Here is a 25,149-nt window from a genome sequence, read left to right on the forward strand (position 1 = left end):
CCTAGTGGCCTATCACGGGCCGGGCCGCCCATTGCATCTGGCTATCGGTTTCGACGGCGCATTTGCGCACAGCACGCAACCGTTTTAACGCGGTGTCCGGGCTCTCTCCGTGTTCGACCATGAGGCGCAGAACGATCATACCAGAGCGGCCGCAGCCTCCGCGGCAATGCACCAGCACCCGCCCCCCACAGGATAGGATACGCGACACTGTTGCGCCTATATCTGCCCAAGCAGTATCAACCGGCGGCGTCGGAGTGCCAAAATCCTCAATTGGCAAGTGCACCCACCTGACACCATTTGCACGCAGATCGTCCCCCAACCTGATCGCGCCTTCTTGCAGCATTTCATCCGTCGTAGTTACCGAGATCACAAGACCAGGCCGCCAATCGCGGATAGCAACGAAATCCCGTGCGTATTCATCGCCGCAGCCGGGCAGCGGCGACAAGGCAACAATGCCGTTTCCAACGTGAACTGGGTGAATGCCAAACCTGTCCACCGTGTCCCCTCTTTCATGCGTGCTTCTAAGGTGAACAAACATTCTTGCAAACGAATTTTCATCCTAGGTGGCTGTGGACGTGGGGCGCGGGGGTCTCTACGCTGCGGTTCTGAACCGAATCCGACAGAGCAGATATGAACGACACGCCCAGCCCCGCCTATCAGGTTCTTGCCCGCAAATACCGCCCGGAAACTTTTGCTGACCTTGTGGGTCAGGACGCGATGGTGCGCACGCTGAAAAACGCGTTCGAGGCTGATCGGATCGCGCAAGCCTTTATCATGACCGGTATTCGCGGCACCGGAAAAACCACCACGGCGCGGATCATTGCGAAAGGCATGAACTGCATCGGTCCGGATGGTCAAGGCAAGCCGACAACCGAACCATGTGGTCAGTGCGAGCATTGCGTTGCCATCATGGAAGGCCGCCATGTCGACGTGATGGAAATGGACGCCGCCAGCCGAACTGGCGTGAACGATATTCGCGAAATCATCGACAGCGTCCGCTATCGCGCCGCCAGCGCACGCTACAAGATCTATATCATCGACGAAGTTCACATGCTTTCGACCAGCGCATTCAACGCGCTACTCAAGACGCTTGAGGAACCGCCCGAACATGTGAAGTTCATCTTCGCCACGACCGAAATTCGCAAGGTGCCGGTGACGGTTCTGTCCCGTTGCCAGCGATTTGATCTGCGCCGGATTGAGCCCGAAGACATGATCGGCCTTCTCAGCAAGATCGCGGCGGCGGAAAAAGCTCAGATTGCGGATGACGCCCTGGCCCTTATTACGCGCGCTGCAGAAGGATCTGCTCGGGATGCGACCTCGTTGCTGGATCAGGCGATTTCACACGGGGCAGGTGAAACCAGTGCTGACCAGGTGCGCGCTATGCTGGGCCTGGCCGATCGCGGACGCGTGCTGGACCTGATGGACATGATCCTGCGTGGTGATGCGGCAGGGGCGCTGACCGAATTGGGGGCGCAATATGCCGAAGGCGCAGACCCACTGGCTGTGCTGCGCGATCTTGCGGAAATCACCCACTGGGTGTCCGTGGTCAAGATCACGCCGGACGCGGCGGAAGACCCGACAGTCTCACCGGATGAACGCGCGCGCGGTCAACAAATGGCCGAGGCACTGCCAATGCGCGTCCTGACCCGGATGTGGCAGATGCTGCTGAAGGCGCTCGAAGAGGTCTCGGCTGCGCCAAACGCCATGATGGCGGCTGAGATGGCCGTGATCCGTCTAACCCATGTGGCTGACCTGCCCAGCCCCGAAGAACTGATCAAGCGCTTGCAGGATGCGCCACCTCCGCCGCCCAATAACGGACCCGGCGGTGGAGTGGCTGCGCCGTCGCAACCTGCCGCGCATGCTCGGACGCCGGTGGCATCGTCCTACACAAGCCCCATGCGCGGAGGGGCCGGCGCACCAAGCGCCGCTTTGGCGCAGGACGCACAAACCGCACTGGCACGTTACCCGACCTTTGATCACGTGGTCGATCTGATCCGCGCCAACCGCGATGGTGTACTGCTGGACGAGGTAAAGCGCGCGCTGCGGCTGGTCGCCTATCAGCCCGGACGCATCGAATTCCAGCCGACCGAACGTGCCTCTCCGCAATTGGCGCAGCGTTTGGGGACAGCCCTGCAACGGTGGACAGGCAATCGCTGGGCGATCACGGTCGTAAACGAAGGCGGTGGGGAAACGATCTACGAAAAGGAAAACGCGGCAGAGGAGGCGTTGAAAGCCGAAGCGCGTGCGCATCCTTTGGTGCAGGCTGTTTTGGCCCAATTCCCCAAGGCGCGGATCAGAAGCATCGAAACACCGGAACAGCGCGAAGCCAAGATCGAAACCGAAGCGCTGCCCGAGGTCGAAGACGAGTGGGACCCGTTTGAAGAAGACTAGGCAAAACCGGAGCCAACGGGAAGAAAGGTCTTGCAAAAGACCGCGACAACGGGCGGGAGCCTCTGTGCCCTTGTGCGGCGCGAATACCGCCCGTATTTAAGCGACAAACCGATTTATAGGAGAAAAGCGATGCTCAAAGGACTCGGCGGTCTTGGCGACATGGCCAAGATGATGAAATCCGCCCAGGATTTGCAGACAAAGATGGCAGACATGCAGGAAGAGCTGAACACCATCATGGTTGTCGGCGAATCCGGTGCTGGGCTGGTCAAGGCCACAGCCACCGCGAAAGGTGAATTGAAAGGTCTGGACATTGATCCGTCAATCTTTAACGGCGACGAAAAGGAGGTTGTCGAAGACTTGATCCTTGCTGCCATCAAGGACGCGCAGACCAAAGCTGCTGAGCGCGCGCAGGCTGAAATGGCCAAGCTGACCGAAAGCATGGGCCTGCCCGCAGACATCAAGCTGCCGTTCTGATAGTCACTCCTGACGGATTATCGGCCGGGCACCCTGCCCGGCCCACTTGCAGGAGCACGCGCAGTGAGTTCGAACAGCGACATCGACAACCTGATCGACCTGATGGCCAAGCTGCCGGGCCTCGGCCCCCGCTCGGCCCGTCGCGCGGTGCTGCACCTGATCCGCAAACGTGCCCTGCTGCTGACCCCGCTGTCCGACGCGATGCAGCAGGTCGCCGCCACCGCGCGTGAGTGCCTGAACTGCGGCAATATCGGCACCACAGACATCTGTGACATCTGCGACAACGAGGCCCGTGCGACCGGAGAGTTGTGTGTGGTCGAAGACGTAGCGGACCTATGGGCGATGGAACGCGCCGGCGTGTTCAAAGGCCGCTATCACGTTCTGGGCGGAACACTATCCGCCTTGGACGGCGTCGGCCCGGACGATCTGCGCATCCCCCGCCTGAAGGATCGGGTCACGGCTGAGGGTATCACCGAAGTCATCCTGGCCCTGAACGCCACCGTCGATGGCCAAACCACCGCCCACTACATCGCCGACCAGTTAGAGGGGCAGGTCCGCCTGACCTCACTGGCGCAGGGTGTGCCGATTGGGGGAGAGTTGGATTATCTGGATGACGGGACGATTACGGCCGCGCTGCGGGCGCGGAAAGAGCTTTGAATTATGCACATTTCCTGAAGAACGATACCGAACTTTCCTTTGATTAAGTTGGGCTATCTGCCTCTCCGGTTAGAAATTTGGCGTCGACCAAAAAACTTTTTCAATTGACGGAAATCCCACAGTTTTCATGGAAAAAACTCAGCACTTTTCCGACGTCTTTGGCTCTAAGTGTGAATTGCCCATACTTTCCCTTGGCGGTAATTTTTGTTGTCCGATTGGTGTTCAGAATCTGAACGATTTCTGCGTCGTCTTGTTCAGAACTCGGGCGAAATCGGTTCGCTCCCGGTGGGTTAGGTTGTTCAAACTCAAAGTCTTGTTCGCCGATTCTGACGACTGCGCGCAAACCTTTCGGATAGTCATTTCCGAGCCCGACTAGCGGCGTTATGTCATTTCGTTCTTGAGAACCGAACAAAAGAAACGATCCCTTGGAATTTTTCAAAAGCGCTTGGCAAGACAAACCATCCCTCGGTGTCTGCGCAGCAATCACTTGCCACTTTCCAATTGTTGCTGATTTTTCAGAAACAAGTGCAACGGCAGATCCTGAGACTAATGCGCAAGCCAGAAAAACGAAAAGTACTCTCATGCTCATGTATCGACCAGTTCTAAATAAAGAAAACAGTCGCTACAGTATGAGTCAGATGACTGCTCAACACAAAAAAAATATAAAGCCAAACTTAACCAAGGGACAACCTCATGACCCGCCTACTCGCCCTCATCTTCGCCGCCTTCGCTGCAACCGCCGCCCTTTCGCAAGAACTCATCGACAAGGGCTTTGTCGAAGGCTGGAACATCATGATGGATCCTGCGCTTGGCAATGGGTGTTTGATCCAGACGGTGTATCAGGACCTCTCGGTGGTGCGTATCGGCTATGACGCGCTGGACAATCGCGGGTATTTTGCCGTTTACAACAAGGCTTGGGGCGATATCGAGCACGGCGAAAGCTATCCGATCCGGTTCGAACTGGACAGCAAGAGCTATGGCGCCACTGCCATTGGGTTCAATCAGGGCCGCGTACCCGGCGCGACCGTGTTTTTCACCGACCGACGTTTCGTCGACGTTATTGCGCAGAACAGGACGATGACCGTCTACAACTCCACAGGTGACGTGGTGATGGCGATTGACCTCAAGGGCACCGCCAAGGCGTTGAATTACGCTCGCGAATGCCAGAACCGGACGCTTTAACGAATCGGATCGAACAGCGCGTCTGTGGCAGAACAATCACGGATCACGTCACGTCCACAGGGCGCAGGTTCAAGGTCAAGTGACAAGCACAGCCGTACCTCTTCGATGTAACCCTGTTTGCAGGTGACGGTGATCATGTCGCGCTCCAACGTGGGATTGGCGTTCAGAAACGCCTCTTCCACCACCGAAGCAGGCAATTTGACCGACGAGTCCAGCTGACGGAATACCTCAGGGCGTTCGACCTGCGCATAAGCCTGCCGCGACAACGCAAAATAATCCGCTGCGGACAGGCCCGAACAAGTACCATGTTTCTTCCACTGGTGCCATGAAAGACCCGGCGAGCCCTGAATATCCGCCATTTCGCGCGTCATCGCACGCGACGGAGGCGCCTCGGGCGTGCGGCAGAAGGCAGGCCAACCCTGATGATATTGCGGCCAAAGACCATGCAGAATCCAGCCGTGGTCGTGGCGCGCATCGCATTGGTCCGATCCGCGTGCATCGCCTTCGCGCGCGCACCAGTTGGGCGACCAGCTGAGCGACAGAACGTAGTAGTCGAATTCTCCCGCCTCTTCGCCTTCGGCAAGCGTAGCCGTCGCGCCAAAGACCCACAGAACCAACCCTAGAAATCGCCTCCGCATTCGCCTCTTTCCTTCTTGCCCTGCCGCGACTATATAGACCCCAAGTTCCCCGACAACGGAAACCTGCCCCAAGATCACGGGGCCGCCGAATTCCGGCGACGGGACAGATGTATTTATAGGAGACGGGCTGATGGCAAAACCGCTTATGGCCAAGGCAACAGCCGTATGGCTGGTGGACAATACAACGATCAGCTTCAAGCAGATCGCGGATTTTGTAGGAATGCACGAGCTTGAAGTGCAGGGCATCGCCGATGGCGATGTGGCCGCTGGCGTGAAAGGGTTCGACCCGATTGCCAACAACCAGCTGACCCAGGATGAGATCGACGCCGCGCAGAACAATCCGCTGCACAAGCTGAAGCTGAAGTTCAACCCGGCCGCCTCGGGTGAGGAAAAGCGCCGCGGTCCTCGCTATACTCCGCTGTCCAAGCGTCAGGATCGCCCGAACTCGATCCTGTGGCTGGTCAAGTTTCACCCCGAACTCAGCGACGGCCAGATCGCCAAACTGGTTGGCACCACCAAACCGACCATCCAGTCGATCCGTGAGCGTACGCACTGGAACATTGCCAACATGCAACCCATCGACCCGGTTGCATTGGGCCTGTGCAAACAGTCCGAGCTGGATGCGATCGTTCAAAAAGCCGCCGCCAAGAAGGCCGCCGAAGGTGGCGTCATGAGCGATGACGAGCGCCGCAAGCTGGTTTCGACCGAGCAGTCGTTGGAAATGGACGCCGCGCCGAAGATTCCGACAGCCATCGAAGGGCTAGAAACGTTCTCGCTGTCCGACGAACCTGCGGAAGAAAAAGAGGACGAGCCGATCCTCGACGCCGACAGCTTCTTCAATCTGCCCAAAGGCGGAGCCGAGGAAGAAGACGAAGACGATCAGCGCGCCTGATGCTCAGATAGCCCCGGCCCGTAAAGGCTGGGGTGTTTTCGTGGGGAACCCATGCTGACCATCCTGTCCAAGATCTTTGGCCCGCACCGCGCTGTATCAATCTATGCGTTTCTGAAAACCTGGGGTTTACTGGTGGTGGCGGTCATCGGTACGATCTTGATCGCAACGGCGCTTTTGGTGCTGAATGACGATGGTACGCATGAACATGAGGCGTACCTGACCGTTCCGGTTCTTTCAGCGACGCCTGTGAATGGGGATCTGAAATTCGGGGTCATTGCTTCCGTTCAGCTGCCAGATGGCTCGGCCATCTCGATCAACGAACCCAAAGAACATATTGCACGAACCGTTGGCACCACTGCATGCGTGGAAAAACGCGTGTTCGTCGAAAGCGGAGAACCACGGTACCGTTTTAAACAGCCGAGCCTCTGCGAGGCCAACCAATAAGCAAAACCGCCCGGAGGCATCTCCGGGCGGTTTTTCCTTTAGATCATCTGGAAAAGAATACCGGCAATGATCGCCCCGGTGACACCCAGCCCCAGATAGGTTGCAAAGACCCTGGGTTTGACCAACGACCAGACCGCTGCCATAGCCGGGATCGAGCTGACGGCACCCGCGATCATGAATGACATTGCTGCACCTGCGCTCATCCCCTGTTCGGTCAGACCGGCCAAGAGTGGCGGCGCAACGTATGAGTTCAGATAGGCGGGCATCCCGACCAGCGCGGCGATTACAATGGGCATGACCCCTTCGCCGCCCACCACGTTGGCAATCATGTCAGCCGGAACGTAGTTGACCAGCAACGCCTCGAGTACGTAGGCTAAGGCCAGCCATTTCAGCAGGAACAGACCGTTATGTACGAACTCAGCGCGGAACCGCTGACGACGCTCAGGTTCCTGCCAGAACCTCCAGACCGGTTTGTCATCCTGCTTGGGCCCACACCCGCAGCAGCCTGCCGGTTTATACTCGCGCAGAGGCGCGGAAAAAGCGCCCGAGCGCATCAGGCCGCGCACGACGAAGCCGCCGAACAAACCCAGCGCGACCGCCGCAACGGCTTTACCGATCGCAAAGGGCCATCCAAGAGCGCCTGCAGTGATCAGCAATGTCGGCGGGTCAATCAAGGGTGAGCTAAGCCAAAACGCCATCACGGCAGACAGCGGCGCGCCCAGCGCCAACAAACCAGCGATGAACGGAATGACCTCGCAGGAACAGAACGGGGCCAACCCGCCAAAGACGGCGGCTAGGAAAATCATCCGTGTCTCGCGCCCCTCAAACGCCCGGGCGACCATGACCTCGGCCCCTGTTGCCTTGAGATAGGACAGCAGCAGAACAGCAAACAGGATGTACTGGCCGGTATGGGCCAATGCCTTGCCGGCAAAGGTAACGACCTCAATCCAGTTGCCTGGGTCCAAAAGCGCGACGGCTATCAGGATCGCGACGATCAGCGCCCATGGGGTTTTGATCAGTTCAAGCGCCTTTACGGGCACTTTGGGGTTTTGCGTTAACTCAGCCATCATTCGCGGCCTTTCCCACTTCGTCCGCGCAGCATTCCGCAAGGATGAACTGCGCCAAACTCCTCAGCTCGTCATAGCAGGCCCGGTTGATCGTGCTGCGCCCGGCCTTCTCTTGTTCGACCACCCCACCAGCGGCCAGAAACCGGAGGTGATGCGCCAGTGTCGACGGCGCGATTCCCGTCCGTTCCTGTATTTCACCAACTGTCAGCCCAGCCTGCCCAGCCCGGACCAAAGTCCTCAGAACCTTCAACCGGGCCTCTGATCCCATGGCCGAAAACCCTGCTGCCGCGGTTTCCCACATTCGCTTACTCCATTAAACTAGATTTATAGTTATTTAATGCAATCGAATTCCTCAGTCAATCACCTGACGCAGGATTTATCAAAAGGGCATAAGTCCAGATTGCTCACCCCGTAAGTCCAGCCTATAAAGCCTCATGGTAATATCGGTCGATACATTCTTTCTTGAACTCAACGGGCAAGGCACGCTGCAAGCCCAAATCCAGCAGATGATTGCCGAGGGCATTCTGTCCGGGCGTTTTCACGTCGGTGAAAAACTACCTTCGTCACGCAAACTGGCCGCCCATCTTGGGGTAAGTCGCATCACCGTGACGCTCGCATATACGGAATTGCTTGCCAATGACTACCTGACGGCAAAGGGGCGGTCGGGGTATTTTGTCTCGCAGAACGCACCGGTGCCGCCCAAATACACGCCTGTCCAGCGCGGGACGGAAACCGTTGACTGGAACGCTGCCCTTGCCCGTCGATTTTCGAGCGGGGATGTGCTTGCGAAACCGGCCGATTGGCGCAGCTATCGCTATCCCTTCATCTACGGTCAGGCCGATCAGTCCCTGTTCGACCACGCCAACTGGCGCCTTTGCGCCGTGCGTGCGCTTGGACACAAAGAGTTCGACACCCTGACCGCCGACTATGTCGATCAGGATGATCCCCTGCTGGTCGAGTTCATCGCACGCCACACCTTGCCCCGCCGCGGTATCGCCGCCCGCCCCGAAGAGATTCTGATCACCATGGGGGCGCAGAACGCGCTGTGGCTGGCGTCTCGGATCTTACTGACCCGCAATCGGACTGCCGTGATCGAAGATCCCTGCTACTATGCCCTCCGCAGTCTGCTAGACCCTTGGGATTGCAACGTGACCGCCCTGCCCGTTGACCGTGATGGTTTGCCGCCTGATGCCTTACCGGACAGCACCGATGTCATTTTTACGACCCCCAGCCATCAATGCCCAACAACCGCGACAATGCCCGTTGACCGCCGGACCAAGCTGCTGGAGCGCGCACGGGATCTGGATGCAATTGTGGTCGAGGACGATTATGAGTTCGAGATGGCCTTTCTGGGCGCCCCTTCTCCGGCGCTGAAGTCGATGGACCGGGATGGCCGCGTGATCTATGTTGGCAGCTTTTCGAAATCAATCTTTCCTGGGTTGCGCTTGGGTTACATGGTCGGGTCCGAACCGTTCATCCGCGAAGCGCGTGCGCTGCGTTCCCTGGTGCTGCGTCACCCGCCGGGCCATATTCAGCGCACAACAGCCTATTTCCTGTCTTTGGGCCATTACGACGCGCAAATCAGGCGCATGTCCAAGGCACTGGCACAGCGGCGCGAAGCATTGGACAAAGCCATAGGGCAACACGGTCTGACCGTCGCCGGACGGGGGATCATGGGCGGCTCGTCCCTGTGGATGTCAGCTCCTGACCACGTCGACACAACGCAATTGGCCCACACCCTGCGGGGCCAGAGTGTCCATATAGAACCCGGGGCGTCTTTCTTTGCTGGGTTGGACAAACCAAAGAATTTCTACCGCCTTGGCTATTCCTCGATCCGGCAGGATCGGATCGATCCGGGCGTCAGGCTGATCGCTGATGCCATACGCGCAAGCTAACACCAGACTGGACCTAATCCGCCCCTCGTTCTGGCCCTAACGCAGCCCCTTCCCTTACGCCAAAACCATAAGCAAAGGCAGCGCAAACCGCCCCGCCGTTCCACTTATTCTCGGAGATCGCTCAGATGAAGATGACCACAGAAGAAGCCTTTGTGAAGGTTTTGCAGATGCACGGTATCGAGCACGCCTTTGGCATCATCGGCTCGGCCATGATGCCGATATCGGACCTATTCCCGACGGCTGGGATCATGTTCTGGGACTGCGCGCATGAAGGCAGCGCCGGAATGATGGCCGACGGCTACACCCGCGCCACCGGCAAGATGTCGATGATGATCGCGCAGAACGGTCCCGGCATCACCAACTTCGTGACTGCCGTGAAAACCGCGTACTGGAACCACACTCCGCTACTGCTGGTCACACCGCAAGCGGCGAACAAGACTATCGGACAAGGTGGCTTTCAGGAAGTCGAGCAGATGAAGCTGTTCGAAGACATGGTCGCATATCAGGAGGAGGTCCGCGATCCGACCCGCGTCTGCGAAGTTCTGAATCGCGTGATAATACAGGCCAAACGTGCAAGTGCCCCGGCCCAGTTGAATATCCCGCGCGATATGTGGACTCAGGTCATCGATGTCGAACTGCCTGCCATTGTCGAGTTCGAACGCCCCTCGGGCGGTGAAACCGCTGTCGCAAAGGCCGCCGAACTGCTGTCGAACGCCAAGAACCCTGTCATCCTGAACGGAGCGGGCGTGGTTTTGTCTGACGGCGGGATCGAGGCATCAAAGGCGTTGGCCGAGCGTCTGGACGCACCGGTTTGCGTTGGCTACCAGCACAACGACGCCTTCCCCGGTTCGCACCCTCTGTTTGCTGGACCGCTGGGCTATAACGGCTCTAAGGCCGGGATGGAGCTGATCAGCGAGGCCGACGTAGTCCTGTGTCTGGGCACCCGTTTAAACCCGTTTTCGACCCTGCCGGGATATGGCATGGAATACTGGCCAGCCGATGCCAAGATCATTCAAGTTGACATCAACCCGGATCGTATCGGTCTGACCAAGAAGGTCACGGTCGGTATTATCGGGGACGCCGCCAAAGTGGCCAAGGGCATACTGGCACAGCTCAGCGGCACCGCCGGTGATGAAGGCCGCGCGGACCGCAAGGCAAAGATCGCACAGAAGAAATCTGCCTGGGCTCAGCAGCTTTCCAGCATGGATCACGAAGACGACGACCCTGGCACCACCTGGAATGAACGCGCCCGCGCGGCCAAGCCCGACTGGATGAGCCCCCGCATGGCATGGCGCGCCATTCAGGCGGCCCTGCCGAAAGAGGCGATCATATCCTCTGATATCGGCAACAACTGCGCCATCGGCAACGCTTATCCATCTTTTGAAGCAGGCCGCAAGTACCTTGCGCCCGGCCTGTTCGGCCCCTGCGGCTATGGCTTGCCCGCCATCGTCGGCGCCAAGATCGGCTGCCCGGATGTGCCGGTTGTGGGCTTTGCCGGTGACGGCGCGTTTGGCATCGCAGTAAACGAGCTGACCGCCATCGGCCGCGAGGAATGGCCGGCCGTGACGCAAGTCGTTTTCCGCAACTACCAATGGGGCGCGGAAAAGCGCAACTCGACACTGTGGTTCGACGACAACTTCGTGGGAACCGAGCTGGACACCAAGGTATCCTACGCCGGCATCGCGCAGGCCTGTGGCCTCAAGGGTGTCGTCGCCCGCACCATGGACGAAATGACCGCAGCGCTGAAACAGGCGATCGAAGATCAGAAGAATGGCACGACCACCCTAATTGAAGTCATGATCAATCAGGAATTGGGTGAGCCGTTCCGCCGCGACGCGATGAAGAAGCCAGTTGCAGTCGCCGGAGTCGACGCGGCAGATATGTCACCGCAACATTGAACGGTCAGGCAAGCCTCTGCTTGCCTGCCTCCACAACAGGAGCCTTTGATTGACCGAAACCGTACCTATGCACAATCTGACGTGCCGGGATCTATGATCCTTGTCGTCAATGCAGGATCGTCCTCGATCAAGGTCGAGCTTTTCAAGCTTGACCTTACCTCGGCCCTGTCCGCTGCGGTTACAGAAATCGGCGGTGCCGCGCGGCTGAAACTTGGCGACGTCACCGCAAGTGTCGAGACACCTGATCACGCGGTGGCTCTGACTAAGGTGTTAGAGGCGCTGGAGGAGCAAGGTATCAGCCTGTCGGACCTCAGCGCAGCCGGTCACCGCGTGGTCCATGGCGGCACCGAACTGACGCAGCCAACACGGGTGACGCAAACCGTGCTGGATCAGATCGCCGCCTGCATTCCATTGGCCCCGCTGCATAACCCCCACAACCTGACGGCCATCCAAAGCCTGGCGAACAAAATGCCTGACCTACGGCAGTTCGCGTGTTTTGACACGGCCTTTCACGCCAGCAACCCGGCCGTCGCGACGACATACGCCCTGCCCGAACAAGCCCGGTCGCTCGGCTTGCGACGCAGTGGGTTTCATGGGCTCAGCTATGCGGCGCTTGTAGAACATTTTGGTGATGCGTTGCCGTCGCGTTTACTGGCGTTCCACTTGGGAAACGGGGCCAGCCTGTGCGCCATTCTCGACGGGAAAAGCATGGCCACCAGTATGGGCTATTCCCCGCTGGACGGGTTGACAATGGGTACCCGCAGCGGTGCCATCGATGGCATGGCGGTTCTGCGGCTGGTTCAGGAATATGGGCAAAAGCAGACCGACAAGATACTCAATACGCAAAGTGGGTTGAGGGGTCTGGCCGGTACAAATGACATGGCCGAACTTTTGCGCCGCGACGACGACGCGGCACGCTTTGCGGTTGATCACTTCTGTTACTGGGCCGCGCGCCACGCCGGAAGCGCAATTGTCGCGATGGACGGGCTGGATGCAGTCGCCTTTACCGGGGGCATCGGTGAAAATGCAGGCGTCGTCCGACACAACATCATGCAACACCTGTCTTTTTTGGGACACGTTCCCATCCACATTGTTCCCGCCGAAGAAGAAAAGCAGATTGCACGCGATACGTTACGCCTGTTGAATGCAGAGGCACCGCAACGGGACACACACCGGAGAGCAAGCACGTGAGTCAGCAACCAGACCTCGATCTTTCGCCAAAAGTCTCTGACGAAGTTCGGCAGACCACCTGCTATATGTGCGCCTGCCGCTGCGGGATAAACGTGCATATGAAGGACGGTAAGGTTGCCTATATCGAGGGCAACCGCGACCACCCGGTGAACAAGGGCGTTCTGTGCGCTAAGGGCAGCGCGGGGATCATGCAGGTCAACGCACCGTCGCGCCTGCGCAAGCCGCTGCGCCGGGTCGGCCCGCGCGGATCAGGTGAGTTTCGCGAGATCGAGTGGGACGAGGCAATCAGCACTGCCGTGGGTTGGCTGAACGAGTTGCACGAAACCGCCCCGCACAAGCTGGCCTTCTTCACCGGCCGCGACCAGAGCCAGAGCTTCACCAGCTTCTGGGCACAGAATTTCGGTACGCCCAACTATGCAGCCCATGGCGGGTTCTGCTCCGTCAACATGGCAGCGGGCGGCATCTACACGATGGGCGGCGCGTTTTGGGAATTCGGCCAGCCCGATTGGGATCACACCAAACTGTTTTTGCTGTTCGGCGTGGCCGAGGACCACGACAGCAACCCAATCAAGATGGGTATTGGCAAGATCAAGGCGCGCGACGCGCGGGTGATCGGGGTAAATCCGATCCGGTCGGGCTATAACGCCGTTGCTGATGACTGGGTCGGGATCACGCCGGGCACCGATGGGTTGTTCATTCTGTCGCTGATCCACGTGCTGATGAAGGCAGGTAAGATCGACCTTGACTACCTCAGCCGTTACACCAACGCGCCGGTTCTGGTGAACGGGGCCGAAGGCGCGGAAAAGGGTCTGTTTCTGCGGGATGAGGATGGCAGGCCGCTGGTGATCGACCGTACAACTGGCGAACCCACCGCCTTTGACAAGCCAGGCGTGCGCCCGGACCTGTCGGCGACTTACGAAAGGGACGGTGTCACCCATCGCCCGGTCTTCCACCTTATGGCCGAGAAGTACCTAACCGACGACCACGCACCCGAGGCTGTGGCCGAACGCTGCGGCATTTCCGCCAAGCGCATTCGCGCCATCGCAGCCGAGATCGCCCGCGTCGCGTTTGACGAGGCCATCAAGCTGGACCAAGAATGGACCGACTTCCGGGGTGAGACACACTCGAAGATGATCGGCCGCCCGGTCAGTTTTCACGCCATGCGTGGCATCTCGGCCCATGCCAACGGCTTCCAGACGTGCCGCGCCCTGCACGTGCTGCAAATCCTGCTGGGGACGGTCGAGGTGCCAGGCGGATTCCGCTTTAAACCGCCCTATCCGAAACCGGTCGAGGCGCACCCCACCCCGCATGGCGACCGCCGACCGGGACGCCCATTAGAGGGTCCGCATCTCGGCTTTCCACGCGGCCCCGAGGATTTGCTGCTCAACGACGACGGCACCGCCCAGCGCATCGACAAGGCGTTTACCTGGGAAAACCCGATGTCGGCCCACGGCCTAATGCACATGGTTATCTCGAACGCCGCGGCAGGAGATCCGTACAAGATCGACACGCTGTTCATGTACATGGCGAACATGTCGTGGAACTCCTCAATGAACACCAAGGGCGTGATGGAGATGCTGACCGCCCGCAATGAGGATGGAAAATATGTTATCCCACGCATCATCTATTCTGATGCATATTCGTCGGAAATGGTCGCCTATGCGGATCTGATCCTGCCTGACACGACCTATCTGGAACGTCACGACTGTATCTCGTTGCTGGATCGTCCGATCTGCGAGGCCGACGCCGCAGCCGATGCGATCCGCTGGCCTGTCGTGGAACCCGACCGAGACGTGCGTGGTTTTCAGTCAGTGTTGATCGAACTGGCCAACCGCATGAGCCTGCCCGGTTTCACCAACGCGGACGGTACACCCAAGTGGAAAGATTACGCCGATTACATCGTCAACCACGAGCGCAAACCGGGTATCGGACCATTGGCCGGGTTCCGCGGCAACGGTGACAAGGTCGGGCGTGGTGAGGTCAACCCAGACCAGCTAAACCGCTACATCGAAAACGGCGGCTTCTTCGTCTCGCATATCCCGAAAGGTGCGGATTACTACAAACCCTGGAACACGGCCTATCAGGACTGGGCAGCGAGTATAGGCCTGTATGACAGCCCCCAGCCTTACCTGTTTCAGCTCTACTCGGAACCTATGCGCAAGTTTCAACTGGCCGCCGAGGGGTATGGCGACTGCCAACCGCCGGATCATCTGCGCCAACGGGTTCAACACGCAATGGACCCGCTGCCCATCTGGTATGAAACCAATCAGCAGGGCAACGAAGGCTTTACGGTTAACGCCCTGACCCAGCGACCAATGGCTATGTATCACAGTTGGGGTACTCAGAACGCTTGGCTGCGCCAATTGCATGGCCGCAACCCGCTATACGTACCAACCAAGCTGATGCGCGAACACGGGCTGAAAGATGGCGACTGGGCCAAGGTCACGTCCCCGCACGGAGAGATCACAGTACCCGTCATGGAAATGGCCGCATTGAACGAGAACACGGTTTGGACATGGAACGCCATTGGCAAACGCAAAGGCGCATGGGCGTTGCAGGAAGATGCGCCAGAGGCCACCAAGGGCTTTTTGCTGAACCACCTGATTCACGAATTGCTGCCACCAAAAGGGGATGGGATGCGATGGGCCAACTCTGACCCGGTGACCGGTCAGGCCGCGTGGTTCGACCTCAAGGTTAGAATCGAAAAGGCCGACCCGCCAACCGATGCAGAAAGCCAGCCCGAATTTGCCCCTATAAAATCCCCAGTAGGCACCGGTCCGAAAGATCTTGCATGGAAGGTTGGCAAATGACCCGGATCCGCCCTTCATCTGGCCAAAAATATCCCGGGGGTGAATTGAGCCGCAGGCTCAAGAGGGGGCTGGCCCCCTCCCCCGCCTACCACTGCCCCGCCTACCACAGCCGAGGTTCCCTGATATGACCCAGCTTCCCGAATCCACCAACCGTAAAATGGGACTGGTCATCGACCTTGACACCTGCGTCGGCTGCCATGCCTGCGTCATCTCATGCAAAGGCTGGAATACCGAGAATTACGGCGCGCCGCTGTCCGATCAGGATGCATATGGGGCAAACCCATCGGGTACTTTCCTGAACCGTGTGCACTCATACGAGGTGCAGCCAAAAGACGGACCTGCCCAGCTTATCCATTTCCCCAAATCCTGCCTGCATTGCGAGGACGCGCCCTGCGTGACTGTCTGCCCCACTGGGGCCAGCTACAAGCGCGTGGAAGACGGCATTGTCCTCGTGAATGAAAGCGACTGCATCGGCTGTGGCCTTTGCGCGTGGTCCTGCCCGTATGGAGCGCGCGAAATGGACATAGCCGAAGGGGTGATGAAGAAATGCACGCTGTGTGTTGACCGCATCTACAACGAAAACCTGCCGGAAGTAGACCGCGTGCCTTCCTGTGTGCGCACCTGCCCGGCCGGTGCCCGCCATTTCGGCGACCTCGGCGATCCCGACAGCGACGTCAGCAAACTGGTTGCCGAACGCGAAGGCATGGACCTGATGCCGGAAATGGGCACCAAACCCGTCAACAAATACCTGCCGCCGCGACCAAAGGATCAGATCGAGGACCAGATCGACATTCTTGCCCCGCTGCTGGCCCCTGTCGCCGACGAGCCCAAGGGCTTTCTGGGCTGGCTGGACAAGACATTGGAGAAGCTCTGATGCACCCGGCCCCTTCCGTCATTCTCTTCACCACCTTGTCTGGTCTTGGCTTTGGACTGCTGTTTTTCCTGGGCCTCGGCATGCCGGACGTCGCGGGCTGGGTGGCTTTCGGTTTCTACCTGATCGCCTATGGGCTCTCCGTCGGCGGCCTTTTGGCTTCGACATTTCATCTGGGTCATCCCGAACGCGCATGGAAAGCGTTCACGCAGTGGCGCTCAAGCTGGCTCAGCCGCGAAGGCTGGTGTGCCGTCATTGCGCTGCTGCTCATGGGGCTTTACGCGATCGGCGCCGTATTCTTCGGGCAGCGCTGGAGCGGTCTTGGCGTCCTTGGCGCGGCGTTTTCACTGGCGACGGTTTTTACCACCTCGATGATCTATACCCAGCTAAAGACCATTCCGCGGTGGAACATGAACCTGACGCCGGCCATGTTCCTAAGCTTCAGCCTTGCCGGAGGAGCCCTCTTGGCGGGGCAAATCACGCTGGCCATACCGCTTTTGTCGATCGCTGCCGCGGTACAGGTGCTATATTGGCGGAAGGGAGACATCGCGCTAAAGCAGTCCGGCACCGATCTGGGCACTGCCACCGGGCTTGGTGCGCGCGGCACCGTCCGCGCATTCGAGCCACCACATACGGGCACGAACTACTTACTGCGCGAATTCGTTTATGTGGTTGGTCGCAAACATGCCGAAAAACTGCGATTGATAGCGTTCAGCCTGGCTTTCGGTCTACCGCTGCTTTTGATCGTGCCTCCGGTTGAAAGCACCGCAGTAAAACACGTTTTGGCCCTGTTGGCTGTCCTTTCACATCTTGCCGGGGTCGCCACGTCTCGGTGGTTGTTCTTTGCGCAGGCCGAGCATGTGGTCGGGTTGTACTACGGCAAACGCTGACCGGGAAAAGACCTTGTGGGATTTTTTTCTCTGAGCCTGTCACAAATCCGGTGCCACGCATGTCCTGTTTTTGTTAACTTTAAAAGCAGGAGTATACGATGTCCCCTCGGATCAATCACTTTGCCGTTGCCCCCAACTTGCTTCAACCCATGCTCGATATGGAAGAACGCCTGAGCGCATCCGGGCTGGAACACAGTTTGAAAGAACTGATCAAGCTTAGGGTGTCGCAGATCAACGGCTGCGCCTATTGTATTCACATGCACACGCATGACGCCCGCGCCAACGGTGAAACCGAAGATCGCCTGCACCTGTTGAACGCATGGCACGAGTCGTCGCTGTATTCAGACCGTGAACGTGCCGCGCTTGCGTGGGCCGAAGCCCTGACACGAGTTGAAACCAACCGTGCCCCTGATGACGTCTATAGCGCCATGGCTGCCCAATTTTCGGAACATGACCAAGTGGCGCTGACTTTGGTGATCACCCAGATCAACGCGTGGAATCGCTTGGCCATCGGCTTCGCGGTTCCGCATCCCAAAGCCAAAGAAGTGGCCGCGTGACCCGATCACATACACAGCCCAGGGATCGGGCATTTGTCGATTTGCAACCACGCCTTTTTTCGGTTGCATACCGCATGCTCGGATCGGTCAGCGATGCCGAGGATATCGTTCAAGACGCCTATCTGCGCTGGCAACGTGTCGATGCAGAAAAGGTACGGGACGAAACCGGCTACCTGATCCGAGTCGTCACCAGACTATGCCTTGATCATCTACGCGCGGCACGAGCCATCCGTGACGCATACCCGGGTGAGTGGTTGCCGGAACCACTCGTCACCGACGACGCAACAGAAAGGCTTGACCGCGATGTCTCGGTCGCGTTGATGATGGCGCTAGAGCGATTGTCACCCCTGGAACGCGCCGCCTTCCTTCTGCATGACGTTTTTGAGTGCTCGTACGATGAGTTGTCCAAAACGCTTGAGCGTAGTCACAGCAGTTGCCGCCAACTTGTAAGCCGCGCCAGGAAACACATCGAACACACGAAGCCCCGCGCCCGTGTGGACCATGAGCACGGTCAAGAACTGGCCAATGCGTTTTTCAGCGCAGCTAAAAGCGGGGACACCAAGCACCTGACCGATTTGCTGTCACGCGATGTCCAACTCCATTCGGATGGCGGCGGTAAAATTATCGCGACCCTGAACCCGATTGTCGGGCGGGATAAAGTCATTCGGTTCTTTGCCGGATTGTCGCGTAAACCTTCGGCAACCCAGCCAGCTCACTGGGTTGCGTGTCAGCTAAACGGTTTACCCGCGATCATCAATCGCGAGCCGGGCGGTACTTTGCAAGCAACATCGGTGAAGATCGACAAAGGCAAAATCACCGCCATCTACATGGTGCGCAATCCCGACAAGACCCGGCACCTGCAAAGTGTTATGAGCGATTAGAGCCTGCAGAGATCAAAACAGGCCCCGATTCCCCTATTTCAAAAGCCCCGCATGCGCCATCGCCGCGTCAATCGCTGCTTTGGTGCTGGTTTCCAACGTTGTCAGGGGCGAACGCACTTCCTCGCTGCACAGGCCCAGCTTGCTCAGCGCGTATTTCGCTCCGGCAAGTCCCGGTTCGATGAAAAGCGCCTCGTGAAGGGGCATCAGACGATCCTGATACGCCAGCGCCTTGGCATAGTCGCCGTCCAATGTGGCCTGCTGGAATTCGGCGCACAGCTTCGGCGCGACGTTTGCGGTGACCGAGATACAACCGACGCCGCCGTGCGCATTGAAACCCAACGCAGTGGCGTCCTCACCCGACAATTGGCAAAAGTCCGGCCCGCAGGTGGCGCGTTGCTGGCTGACACGGGCCAGATCACCTGTGGCGTCCTTGACGCCGATGATACGCGGCAGCTTGGCAAGCTCACCCATGGTTTCAGGCGTCATGTCGATCACTGAACGCCCGGGTATGTTGTAGATGATGATCGGAATATCCGCGCAATCATGCAGAGCGCGGTAATGCATGATCAAACCCTTCTGGGTGGGCTTGTTATAATAAGGCGTCACAACCAGCGCCGCATCAGCGCCAACCTTCTGCGCGAATCGCACGAACCGGATCGCTTCAACCGTGTTGTTCGAACCCGCCCCGGCGATCACGGGAACACGACCGGCTGCAGCTTTGACCACCTCTTCAACAACGATTTCATGCTCATCATGGCCCAGCGTCGGGCTTTCGCCGGTGGTGCCCACAGGCACCAGCCCGGTCGAGCCTTCCTGAATCTGCCATTCCACCAAGTGTTTGAGCGTTTTCAGGTCCAACTCGCCGTTGCTGAACGGGGTGACGAGGGCCGGCATTGAGCCTTTGAACATGACACGCTCCTTAGGGTGCAGTTAGTGTGTTTTTTGCGCCCTGAGTTATCACAATCCAGCCGATGTGAGTTGATCCCGGCAGCGCAAGGTTTATCCTGATTGGCTGTATCCTTGGTTGGTTAGGAAATGCAAGGCATGACACGCGTTCTGGCGCTTTTGATAGCGGTGATTCTTGGGTCAGTTGGGCAAGCACAAGCCGATGCGGTGGGCGATTTGCGCGCCGGAATGGCGGAAATGCGCAAAGGCGATTGGAATGCGGCCTTGCGGGTCTCGGGCCAACGGGGGTCGGTCAGCCGTGATATCATCGTCTGGCACTGGCTGCGCGAGGGGTATGGCAGCTCGGGCGATGTGCTTGTGTTTCTGGATCGCCGGCCGGATTGGCCGGGTCTGGCCTGGTTGCGGCGCAAAAGTGAGCCGGCTTTTACCGGCGCTGATCCCGACCGGGTGCTGAAATTCTACGCAGGTAAACCACCGCAAACCGCCGAAGGGGCGTTGAACTACGCCGTAGCACTTCTGGCGAAAGGGCGTCAGGGCGAGGCGCAGGCTGATCTTGTGACCGCGTGGCGGACCATGCCGATGGGCAAGGGTTTGCAACAAGACTACTTGGAGAACTTCGGCGAGCTTCTGAAACCCCACCACGCGGCCCGGTTGGACAGGATGCTGTGGGACAACCACCTTGTCAGCGCTGCGCAGATGCTACCGCTGGTCAGCACCGATCAGCGCAAGCTGGCCGAGGCACGGATCGCCTTGCAGAAACGTCAACCCGGCGTTGATGGCAAAGTCGCCGCAGTTCCAAAATCCGTGGCGGAGGCACCTGGGCTGGCCTTTGACCGCTTTGTTTGGCGCGACAAGAAAGAGCTGGACGACAGTGCAATTGAACTGATGCTGACGCGCTCGACCGGGCCGGATGCCTTGGGTGAGCCCGACAAATGGGCCGAGGGGCGTCGCCGACTGGCGCGGCTTGAGATGCGCAACGGAGACGCCAATCGGGCCTACCGGATCGCGGCCAACCATCACATGACTCCGGAAATGGGTTATGCCTATGCAGATCTGGAATGGCTGGCCGGATTTCTCGCATTGCGCAAGCTGAATGACCCTGCCACAGCGGTACGGCACTTCCAGAATTTCTCGGCGGCTGTGCAATCACCGATTTCGAAAGGGCGCGGAGGGTACTGGTTGGGGCGGGCCTATGCGGCGCTGGGTGATGCTGACAAAGCCTACGCAGCGTATGCGATGGGTGCCGACCACCAAACCTCGTTCTATGGCCTTTTGGCAGCCGAGCGGATCGGACGGCCTTTTGACAGCGATCTGGCAAACCCCCGCCGCGCACCGCATTGGAAACAGGCTGACTTTGCTGATTCCAGTGTCTTGGAGGCTGGCCTGCTATTGCTGCGCGCGGATGAAGACAATCTGGCCGAACGTTTCCTGACCCATCTGGTTGAAGAATTGGATCAGGTTGAAGCAACGCAGCTGGGTGATCTGGTGATCGAGTTGAACGAGCCTCATCTGGCGGTGATGATCGCAAAACGCGCGGCTCAAAGCGGTATTGTTCTACCTGCGGCCTATTATCCGGTTCACCCGGTGGCCGATATGGGGCTGCCCATGGCGAAAGAGATGACGCTGGCCATCGCCCGCCGCGAAAGCGAGTTTGATCCGGTGGTGATCAGCGGCGCGGGCGCGCGCGGCTTGATGCAGGTGATGCCCGCCACGGCGCAACTGGTCGCGAAAGAGCTTGGCATCCTCAGCGGGCACAAGACGATCAAGCTGACCTCTGACTGGCAGTACAATGCCAAGCTGGGGGCGAATTATCTGTCTGGGCTGGCCGCGGATTTCAACGGCAACGTAGTGATGATGGCCGCTGGCTATAATGCCGGGCCCCGCCGCCCGCTCTCGTGGATGGAGCGGTATGGCGATCCCCGCACCGGTCAGATCGACGTGGTCGATTGGATTGAAACCATCCCGTTCAGCGAGACCCGAAACTACGTGATGCGGGTGGCGGAAAGCCTGCCGATTTACCGCGCGCGGCTGGGTCAGCCCGCGCTACCGATTCCGTTTTCGCAAGAGCTGATCGGGTCAACCCTGGCGTCTTTCGCGCCATAGGGTGAACAGACCAGCGCTTACGACCAGTGCTGCGCCCAGAACGACCTCTGGCCGCAGCGCCTCACCAAAGACCGAGATGCCAAGGATGGCGGTCCATACAAGGTGGAAATAGGCAAAAGGCTGCACCGTGCTGGCCTCAGACATTTCATAACATTTGATCAGCAGCCAATGGCCGCTTACACCGCTGACGCACAGCAGGGCCATCCACGCCCAATCCGATTGGGCCATCGGCTCCCAGAACCACATGCCAACCAGGGTCATCGTCACGGCCCCGGAGATGCCGGTCCAGAAGAAACTGGTGGCCGAGCTGTCCTTGCGGGCGACATAGCGGGTCAGCAAGCCGTAGACCGCAAACATCAGTGCCGACATCAAAGGCAGTACAGCCCAAGGATTGAAGACGCCCTTTCCGGGTTGCAGGATGATCAGCACACCGATGCATCCCACACTGATTGCAGTCCAGCGGCGCCAGCCGACAGTTTCACCCAGAACCGGGCCACTGAGCGCTGCGACCAAGAGGGGATAGCAGATGAAGACCGCCATACTGTCGATCAGGCCAAGAACCGTAAAGGCAAAAACGGCAACACAAATCTCGGCCGCCAGCAAGATGCCACGAAACACCTGCAACCCAAGCTGACTGGTCTGCGACGCGGCCTTTAAGCCTCCGGGTGCGCGTCCGGCCAAGGCGATGACAAAGGCCGCGAAGAACCAGTACCGGATCATGACAACCATGTAGGTGTTATAGGTGCCTGCCAAGTGGCGCGAGATGCCGTCCTGAAGGGCAAACACGATTGTCGCGGCAATCATCAATGCGATGCCTGCACGGGCGTTGTTCTTCTGTGTCATGGCCGGACCGCACGGGTCATGTGGCGCTTGCGGCCAAATCCGGCAGTGCGGGATACGGCAAAGCCCGCCTCTTGCAACCCACGCCGCACAAATCCCGCTGCAGTATAGGTCGCCGCGGTCCCTCCTTTGGCAGTGTGGCTGGCGACCTGTTGCATCAGGTCAGCGCCCCACAATTCCGGGTTCTTGGCAGGCGAGAATCCATCCAGAAACCAGGCATCCGCCTGACCCGTCCATGCGGATAACGTCTGGCGCGCGTCACCCTCGATAACTTCAAGGTGCAGAGTATCCAGCTTGCATGTGCCGCCGCGCCACCGGGCCAGAAAACGGGCGGCCCATGGTTCCAATTCAGGAAAGGCCGCCAGCGCACGCGCCATATCCTGCGCGGTCATTGGAAACGCTTCGAAACTGGTGAAAAACAAGGGCGTTGTCTGACCGGATTTTTCCCATTCGGACCAAGCGGTCAGCATGTTCAGACCCGTGCCAAAGCCCAGTTCGGCAATGCGGAACCCCGGTGCAAACCGCGCAGGCAGATCGTTACCTGCCAAAAACACGTGCCGGGTTTCCTCTAACCCGTTCTGCAAGGAATAATAGGGGTCATCGAAACGATCCGAGACCGGGATGTGATCCTCGGTCCATGTGAGTTCGGCGTGCTGGTCTGCCATCGGGGAATCCTGTAGTCACCGGCGCGACACTGAACAAGGACAAGGGGAATGGCAATGGCCGATGTGACGGTGCGTGGCGCGGGTATTTTTGGCCTGTCCATCGCGTGGATATGCGCGCGGCGCGGCGCCAAGGTACAGGTCGTCGATCCGTTTGGCCCCGGTGCCGGTTCCAGCGGTGGCCTGGTCGGTGCGCTGGCCCCGCATGTGCCCGAAAACTGGAATGCTAAAAAGGCGTTTCAGTTCGGCAGCCTGTTGATGGCCGAACCCTTCTGGAAACACGTTGAAGCAACCGGAGGAGTCTCTTCCGGATATGCGCGGTTGGGACGGTTGCAGCCGATCGCAGATGACCGCACGTTAGAACTTGCCCGCGCGCGGGCGAAGACTGCCGCGCAGCTTTGGCAGGGTCGCGCAGAATGGCGCGTGGTTGAAAGCCGCACACTTGGCTCATGGTGCCCACCCAGCCCAACCGGTTTCGTGATTCACGATACGCTAAGCGCCCGGATGCACCCCCGCCGCGCCTGTGCCGCGCTGGTGTCTGCGCTGGCGGTGATGGGGGTCAACGTGGTCACGGACGCGCCGGACCAAGGGCAGGTGGTCCACGCAACGGGTCTTGCCGGATTACAAGAGCTTTCCGCCGCATTCGGGAAAACGGTCGGCAATGGCGTCAAGGGTCAGGCGGCATTGCTGCGGTTCGACGCGGGCGACGTGCCGCAACTGTTCGCTGATGCCATTCACTTCGTCCCTCATGCGGACGGCACACTGGCGATCGGCTCCACGTCAGAGCGTGACTATGATGACCCCACCAGCACAGATACCGCCTTGGACGATGTGCTCGAGCGGGCAACTCGCGCCGTGCCGGTGCTGCATGGTGCTGAGGTTCTTGAAAGGTGGGCCGGAGTGCGGCCCCGCAGCAAAAGCCGCGCGCCGATGCTTGGCGCTCACCCGCTCTACCAAGGTCGGTTCATCGCGAACGGAGGTTTCAAGATTGGCTTTGGCATGGCTCCGAAGATCGCCGAGGTGATGGCCGATCTGGTTCTTGAGGGAACCGATAATATACCCATGGACTTCCGGCCTGAGGCTTCACTCTGATCGCGGAACAGCCTTGGCCGTCATACATTGCCGCCCATCAGGGCCGCGCACCCACAGCGCATGGCCTTCCCGGCAAAGGGTCGCCGTTTCGAAATGCATCAAGGGCGCTGTGGCGCGAAAAGAAAACTGCGCCAACGGCCCCAGCATGTCTTCGGCAAACTGCATCAGCAATTGCGCAAGCAACGGGCCATGCACCACCAGCCCGGCATAGCCTTCAACATCGCGGGCATAGTCCAGATCATAGTGGATACGGTGACCATTGAAGGTCAGCGCCGAATAGCGAAACAGCAAGGTCGAATCGAACGTGACATCGCGCTGGTCGGTCTCATCGGTGCGGGCGGCGGGGGGCGTTGGCTTGATCTCATCAGCAGCGGGGTCCTGACGGTAAACCAAGTCCTGCCATTCGGTCAGGCACAAGGCGTCGTCTTGCCAGATTTCGTGGCGCAGAGTGACAAACCCCAGCGGCCCGGTGCGCCCTATCTTTGAGGTTGCATTTTCGCAGGTGGTTCGCCGCTCGGCTCCTCGGCCCGCGATCAAAGGCGCATCGAATTGCAACCGTCCGCCCGCCCACATCCGGCGGGACAGCCCCATATCGGGGATCACCCCTTCGCCAACTCTCGGGTGCCCGTCCCGACCAAGCTGAGAGGGTGGGCGCGGCGACCAGAAATAAAGCTGGTGAAAAAACGACGGCAGTGGAGAGCCACGTTCAACACCCCCCTCTTGCCCCAGCGCCACCAGCAGAGCAGCGGCGCGGGCCGGGTCCATTACATCGGTTTGAATTTCCACTGTCATGACGGCAGATTAGGCA

25 protein-coding genes are annotated in these 25,149 nt (G+C 59.1%); 16 read left to right on the forward strand and 9 right to left on the reverse strand.

What is annotated here, in order from left to right; translation table 11 throughout:
- Position 1 precedes the first annotated feature (1 nt).
- The gene (locus AC2FIT_RS03220) at positions 2–538 is read right to left on the reverse strand and encodes a protein-tyrosine phosphatase family protein (protein ID WP_496826586.1); all 537 of its coding nucleotides are present in this window, start codon (positions 536–538) and stop codon (positions 2–4) included.
- A 92-nt stretch (positions 539–630) separates the two neighbouring features.
- On the opposite strand from AC2FIT_RS03220, the gene AC2FIT_RS03225 reads away from it, so the two are divergent.
- The 3 genes from AC2FIT_RS03225 to recR all read left to right on the forward strand — a co-directional run bounded on the left by AC2FIT_RS03225 (position 631) and on the right by recR (position 3,522).
- Positions 631–2,391 (forward strand): DNA polymerase III subunit gamma/tau, encoded by a 1,761-nt coding sequence (locus AC2FIT_RS03225; protein ID WP_496826588.1) that lies wholly within the window; start codon positions 631–633, stop codon positions 2,389–2,391.
- 129 nt (positions 2,392–2,520) lie between these two features.
- Positions 2,521–2,865 (forward strand): YbaB/EbfC family nucleoid-associated protein, encoded by a 345-nt coding sequence (locus tag AC2FIT_RS03230; protein ID WP_496826590.1) that lies wholly within the window; start codon positions 2,521–2,523, stop codon positions 2,863–2,865.
- 63 nt (positions 2,866–2,928) lie between these two features.
- On the forward strand, positions 2,929–3,522 hold the full coding sequence (gene recR, locus AC2FIT_RS03235) for a recombination mediator RecR (protein WP_496826592.1): 594 nt from the start codon (positions 2,929–2,931) through the stop codon (positions 3,520–3,522).
- 100 nt (positions 3,523–3,622) lie between these two features.
- Here the strand turns inward: recR and AC2FIT_RS03240 are convergent, their stop codons facing one another.
- On the reverse strand, positions 3,623–4,111 hold the full coding sequence (locus AC2FIT_RS03240; protein ID WP_496826594.1) for a hypothetical protein: 489 nt from the start codon (positions 4,109–4,111) through the stop codon (positions 3,623–3,625).
- A 104-nt stretch (positions 4,112–4,215) separates the two neighbouring features.
- Between AC2FIT_RS03240 and AC2FIT_RS03245 the strand changes: the two genes are divergently transcribed.
- Positions 4,216–4,704: a hypothetical protein gene (locus AC2FIT_RS03245; RefSeq protein ID WP_496826596.1), complete on the forward strand. Its 489-nt coding sequence runs from the start codon at positions 4,216–4,218 to the stop codon at positions 4,702–4,704.
- On the opposite strand, the gene AC2FIT_RS03250 is transcribed toward AC2FIT_RS03245, so the two are convergent.
- On the reverse strand, positions 4,701–5,342 hold the full coding sequence (locus tag AC2FIT_RS03250) for a ribonuclease T2 family protein (protein WP_496826598.1): 642 nt from the start codon (positions 5,340–5,342) through the stop codon (positions 4,701–4,703). The genes AC2FIT_RS03245 and AC2FIT_RS03250 overlap by 4 nt on opposite strands.
- A 130-nt stretch (positions 5,343–5,472) precedes the next feature.
- Between AC2FIT_RS03250 and AC2FIT_RS03255 the strand changes: the two genes are divergently transcribed.
- Entirely contained in the window at positions 5,473–6,234 is a 762-nt protein-coding gene (locus tag AC2FIT_RS03255; RefSeq protein ID WP_068337200.1) for a DUF1013 domain-containing protein, read from the forward strand.
- A gap of 51 nt (positions 6,235–6,285) precedes the next feature.
- The gene (locus tag AC2FIT_RS03260) at positions 6,286–6,678 is read left to right on the forward strand and encodes a hypothetical protein (protein WP_496826600.1); all 393 of its coding nucleotides are present in this window, start codon (positions 6,286–6,288) and stop codon (positions 6,676–6,678) included.
- Between the two features lie 38 nt (positions 6,679–6,716).
- Here AC2FIT_RS03260 and AC2FIT_RS03265 read toward each other — a convergent pair whose 3' ends face one another.
- Positions 6,717–7,745, reverse strand: coding sequence for a permease (locus tag AC2FIT_RS03265; RefSeq protein ID WP_496827155.1), 1,029 nt, complete (start codon positions 7,743–7,745; stop codon positions 6,717–6,719).
- Positions 7,738–8,046, reverse strand: coding sequence for an ArsR/SmtB family transcription factor (locus AC2FIT_RS03270; RefSeq protein WP_496826602.1), 309 nt, complete (start codon positions 8,044–8,046; stop codon positions 7,738–7,740). The genes AC2FIT_RS03265 and AC2FIT_RS03270 overlap by 8 nt, the downstream gene beginning before the upstream one ends.
- 133 nt (positions 8,047–8,179) lie before the next feature.
- Here AC2FIT_RS03270 and pdxR point away from each other — a divergent pair, with 133 nt between their 5' ends.
- From pdxR to AC2FIT_RS03310, 8 genes are all read left to right on the forward strand, one after another.
- On the forward strand, positions 8,180–9,640 hold the full coding sequence (pdxR, locus tag AC2FIT_RS03275) for a MocR-like pyridoxine biosynthesis transcription factor PdxR (RefSeq protein WP_496826604.1): 1,461 nt from the start codon (positions 8,180–8,182) through the stop codon (positions 9,638–9,640).
- 125 nt (positions 9,641–9,765) lie between these two features.
- Entirely contained in the window at positions 9,766–11,538 is a 1,773-nt protein-coding gene (gene xsc, locus AC2FIT_RS03280) for a sulfoacetaldehyde acetyltransferase (RefSeq protein WP_496826606.1), read from the forward strand.
- Between the two features lie 93 nt (positions 11,539–11,631).
- Positions 11,632–12,729 (forward strand): acetate/propionate family kinase, encoded by a 1,098-nt coding sequence (locus AC2FIT_RS03285; RefSeq protein ID WP_496826608.1) that lies wholly within the window; start codon positions 11,632–11,634, stop codon positions 12,727–12,729.
- The gene (locus tag AC2FIT_RS03290; RefSeq protein WP_496826610.1) at positions 12,726–15,539 is read left to right on the forward strand and encodes a molybdopterin oxidoreductase family protein; all 2,814 of its coding nucleotides are present in this window, start codon (positions 12,726–12,728) and stop codon (positions 15,537–15,539) included. The genes AC2FIT_RS03285 and AC2FIT_RS03290 overlap by 4 nt, the downstream gene beginning before the upstream one ends.
- Positions 15,540–15,663: 124 nt before the next feature.
- On the forward strand, positions 15,664–16,413 hold the full coding sequence (locus AC2FIT_RS03295) for a 4Fe-4S dicluster domain-containing protein (RefSeq protein WP_496826612.1): 750 nt from the start codon (positions 15,664–15,666) through the stop codon (positions 16,411–16,413).
- A complete protein-coding gene (locus tag AC2FIT_RS03300; RefSeq protein ID WP_496826614.1) occupies positions 16,413–17,300 on the forward strand; it encodes a dimethyl sulfoxide reductase anchor subunit family protein in 888 nt (295 codons plus the stop codon). The genes AC2FIT_RS03295 and AC2FIT_RS03300 overlap by 1 nt, the downstream gene beginning before the upstream one ends.
- A 98-nt stretch (positions 17,301–17,398) precedes the next feature.
- Positions 17,399–17,857 (forward strand): carboxymuconolactone decarboxylase family protein, encoded by a 459-nt coding sequence (locus tag AC2FIT_RS03305; RefSeq protein WP_068337170.1) that lies wholly within the window; start codon positions 17,399–17,401, stop codon positions 17,855–17,857.
- Positions 17,854–18,738, forward strand: a complete 885-nt coding sequence (locus AC2FIT_RS03310; RefSeq protein WP_496826617.1) for a sigma-70 family RNA polymerase sigma factor — start codon at positions 17,854–17,856, stop codon at positions 18,736–18,738. Before AC2FIT_RS03305 ends, AC2FIT_RS03310 begins: the two co-directional genes overlap by 4 nt.
- Before the next feature lie 33 nt (positions 18,739–18,771).
- Here the strand turns inward: AC2FIT_RS03310 and dapA are convergent, their stop codons facing one another.
- Entirely contained in the window at positions 18,772–19,647 is an 876-nt protein-coding gene (gene dapA / locus AC2FIT_RS03315; RefSeq protein WP_496826619.1) for a 4-hydroxy-tetrahydrodipicolinate synthase, read from the reverse strand.
- A 135-nt stretch (positions 19,648–19,782) separates the two neighbouring features.
- On the opposite strand from dapA, the gene AC2FIT_RS03320 reads away from it, so the two are divergent.
- Positions 19,783–21,747 (forward strand): lytic transglycosylase domain-containing protein, encoded by a 1,965-nt coding sequence (locus AC2FIT_RS03320; RefSeq protein ID WP_496826621.1) that lies wholly within the window; start codon positions 19,783–19,785, stop codon positions 21,745–21,747.
- Here AC2FIT_RS03320 and AC2FIT_RS03325 read toward each other — a convergent pair.
- Positions 21,721–22,590: a DMT family transporter gene (locus tag AC2FIT_RS03325; protein ID WP_496826623.1), complete on the reverse strand. Its 870-nt coding sequence runs from the start codon at positions 22,588–22,590 to the stop codon at positions 21,721–21,723. The two genes, AC2FIT_RS03320 and AC2FIT_RS03325, sit on opposite strands and share 27 nt — an antisense overlap.
- Entirely contained in the window at positions 22,587–23,252 is a 666-nt protein-coding gene (mnmC2, locus tag AC2FIT_RS03330) for a tRNA (5-methylaminomethyl-2-thiouridine)(34)-methyltransferase MnmC2 (protein WP_496826625.1), read from the reverse strand. The genes AC2FIT_RS03325 and mnmC2 overlap by 4 nt, the downstream gene beginning before the upstream one ends.
- A 48-nt stretch (positions 23,253–23,300) precedes the next feature.
- Here mnmC2 and AC2FIT_RS03335 point away from each other — a divergent pair, with 48 nt between their 5' ends.
- A complete protein-coding gene (locus AC2FIT_RS03335; RefSeq protein WP_496826627.1) occupies positions 23,301–24,341 on the forward strand; it encodes an NAD(P)/FAD-dependent oxidoreductase in 1,041 nt (346 codons plus the stop codon).
- On the opposite strand, the gene AC2FIT_RS03340 is transcribed toward AC2FIT_RS03335, so the two are convergent.
- Positions 24,333–25,133, reverse strand: coding sequence for an HTD2 family dehydratase (locus tag AC2FIT_RS03340; protein WP_496826629.1), 801 nt, complete (start codon positions 25,131–25,133; stop codon positions 24,333–24,335). The genes AC2FIT_RS03335 and AC2FIT_RS03340 overlap by 9 nt on opposite strands.
- Positions 25,134–25,149 lie beyond the last annotated feature (16 nt).

Source organism: Ruegeria sp. YTSA135, assembly GCF_059610165.1.

What these genes read in the sequence shown, in the direction of transcription:
- AC2FIT_RS03250 (WP_496826598.1), bottom strand. Translation starts at nt 5,342, where the DNA reads ATGCGGAGGCGATTTCTAGGGTTGGTTCTGTGGGTCTTTGGCGCGACG.
- AC2FIT_RS03285 (WP_496826608.1), top strand. Translation starts at nt 11,632, where the DNA reads ATGATCCTTGTCGTCAATGCAGGATCGTCCTCGATCAAGGTCGAGCTT.
- AC2FIT_RS03295 (WP_496826612.1), top strand. Translation starts at nt 15,664, where the DNA reads ATGACCCAGCTTCCCGAATCCACCAACCGTAAAATGGGACTGGTCATC.
- AC2FIT_RS03240 (WP_496826594.1), bottom strand. Translation starts at nt 4,111, where the DNA reads ATGAGCATGAGAGTACTTTTCGTTTTTCTGGCTTGCGCATTAGTCTCA.
- AC2FIT_RS03270 (WP_496826602.1), bottom strand. Translation starts at nt 8,046, where the DNA reads ATGTGGGAAACCGCGGCAGCAGGGTTTTCGGCCATGGGATCAGAGGCC.
- AC2FIT_RS03335 (WP_496826627.1), top strand. Translation starts at nt 23,301, where the DNA reads ATGGCAATGGCCGATGTGACGGTGCGTGGCGCGGGTATTTTTGGCCTG.
- mnmC2 (WP_496826625.1), bottom strand. Translation starts at nt 23,252, where the DNA reads ATGGCAGACCAGCACGCCGAACTCACATGGACCGAGGATCACATCCCG.
- AC2FIT_RS03260 (WP_496826600.1), top strand. Translation starts at nt 6,286, where the DNA reads ATGCTGACCATCCTGTCCAAGATCTTTGGCCCGCACCGCGCTGTATCA.
- AC2FIT_RS03340 (WP_496826629.1), bottom strand. Translation starts at nt 25,133, where the DNA reads ATGACAGTGGAAATTCAAACCGATGTAATGGACCCGGCCCGCGCCGCT.
- AC2FIT_RS03265 (WP_496827155.1), bottom strand. Translation starts at nt 7,745, where the DNA reads ATGGCTGAGTTAACGCAAAACCCCAAAGTGCCCGTAAAGGCGCTTGAA.
- AC2FIT_RS03300 (WP_496826614.1), top strand. Translation starts at nt 16,413, where the DNA reads ATGCACCCGGCCCCTTCCGTCATTCTCTTCACCACCTTGTCTGGTCTT.
- AC2FIT_RS03325 (WP_496826623.1), bottom strand. Translation starts at nt 22,590, where the DNA reads ATGACACAGAAGAACAACGCCCGTGCAGGCATCGCATTGATGATTGCC.
- AC2FIT_RS03220 (WP_496826586.1), bottom strand. Translation starts at nt 538, where the DNA reads ATGTTTGTTCACCTTAGAAGCACGCATGAAAGAGGGGACACGGTGGAC.
- xsc (WP_496826606.1), top strand. Translation starts at nt 9,766, where the DNA reads ATGAAGATGACCACAGAAGAAGCCTTTGTGAAGGTTTTGCAGATGCAC.
- AC2FIT_RS03225 (WP_496826588.1), top strand. Translation starts at nt 631, where the DNA reads ATGAACGACACGCCCAGCCCCGCCTATCAGGTTCTTGCCCGCAAATAC.
- AC2FIT_RS03255 (WP_068337200.1), top strand. Translation starts at nt 5,473, where the DNA reads ATGGCAAAACCGCTTATGGCCAAGGCAACAGCCGTATGGCTGGTGGAC.
- AC2FIT_RS03230 (WP_496826590.1), top strand. Translation starts at nt 2,521, where the DNA reads ATGCTCAAAGGACTCGGCGGTCTTGGCGACATGGCCAAGATGATGAAA.
- AC2FIT_RS03305 (WP_068337170.1), top strand. Translation starts at nt 17,399, where the DNA reads ATGTCCCCTCGGATCAATCACTTTGCCGTTGCCCCCAACTTGCTTCAA.
- AC2FIT_RS03245 (WP_496826596.1), top strand. Translation starts at nt 4,216, where the DNA reads ATGACCCGCCTACTCGCCCTCATCTTCGCCGCCTTCGCTGCAACCGCC.
- AC2FIT_RS03320 (WP_496826621.1), top strand. Translation starts at nt 19,783, where the DNA reads ATGACACGCGTTCTGGCGCTTTTGATAGCGGTGATTCTTGGGTCAGTT.
- dapA (WP_496826619.1), bottom strand. Translation starts at nt 19,647, where the DNA reads ATGTTCAAAGGCTCAATGCCGGCCCTCGTCACCCCGTTCAGCAACGGC.
- pdxR (WP_496826604.1), top strand. Translation starts at nt 8,180, where the DNA reads ATGGTAATATCGGTCGATACATTCTTTCTTGAACTCAACGGGCAAGGC.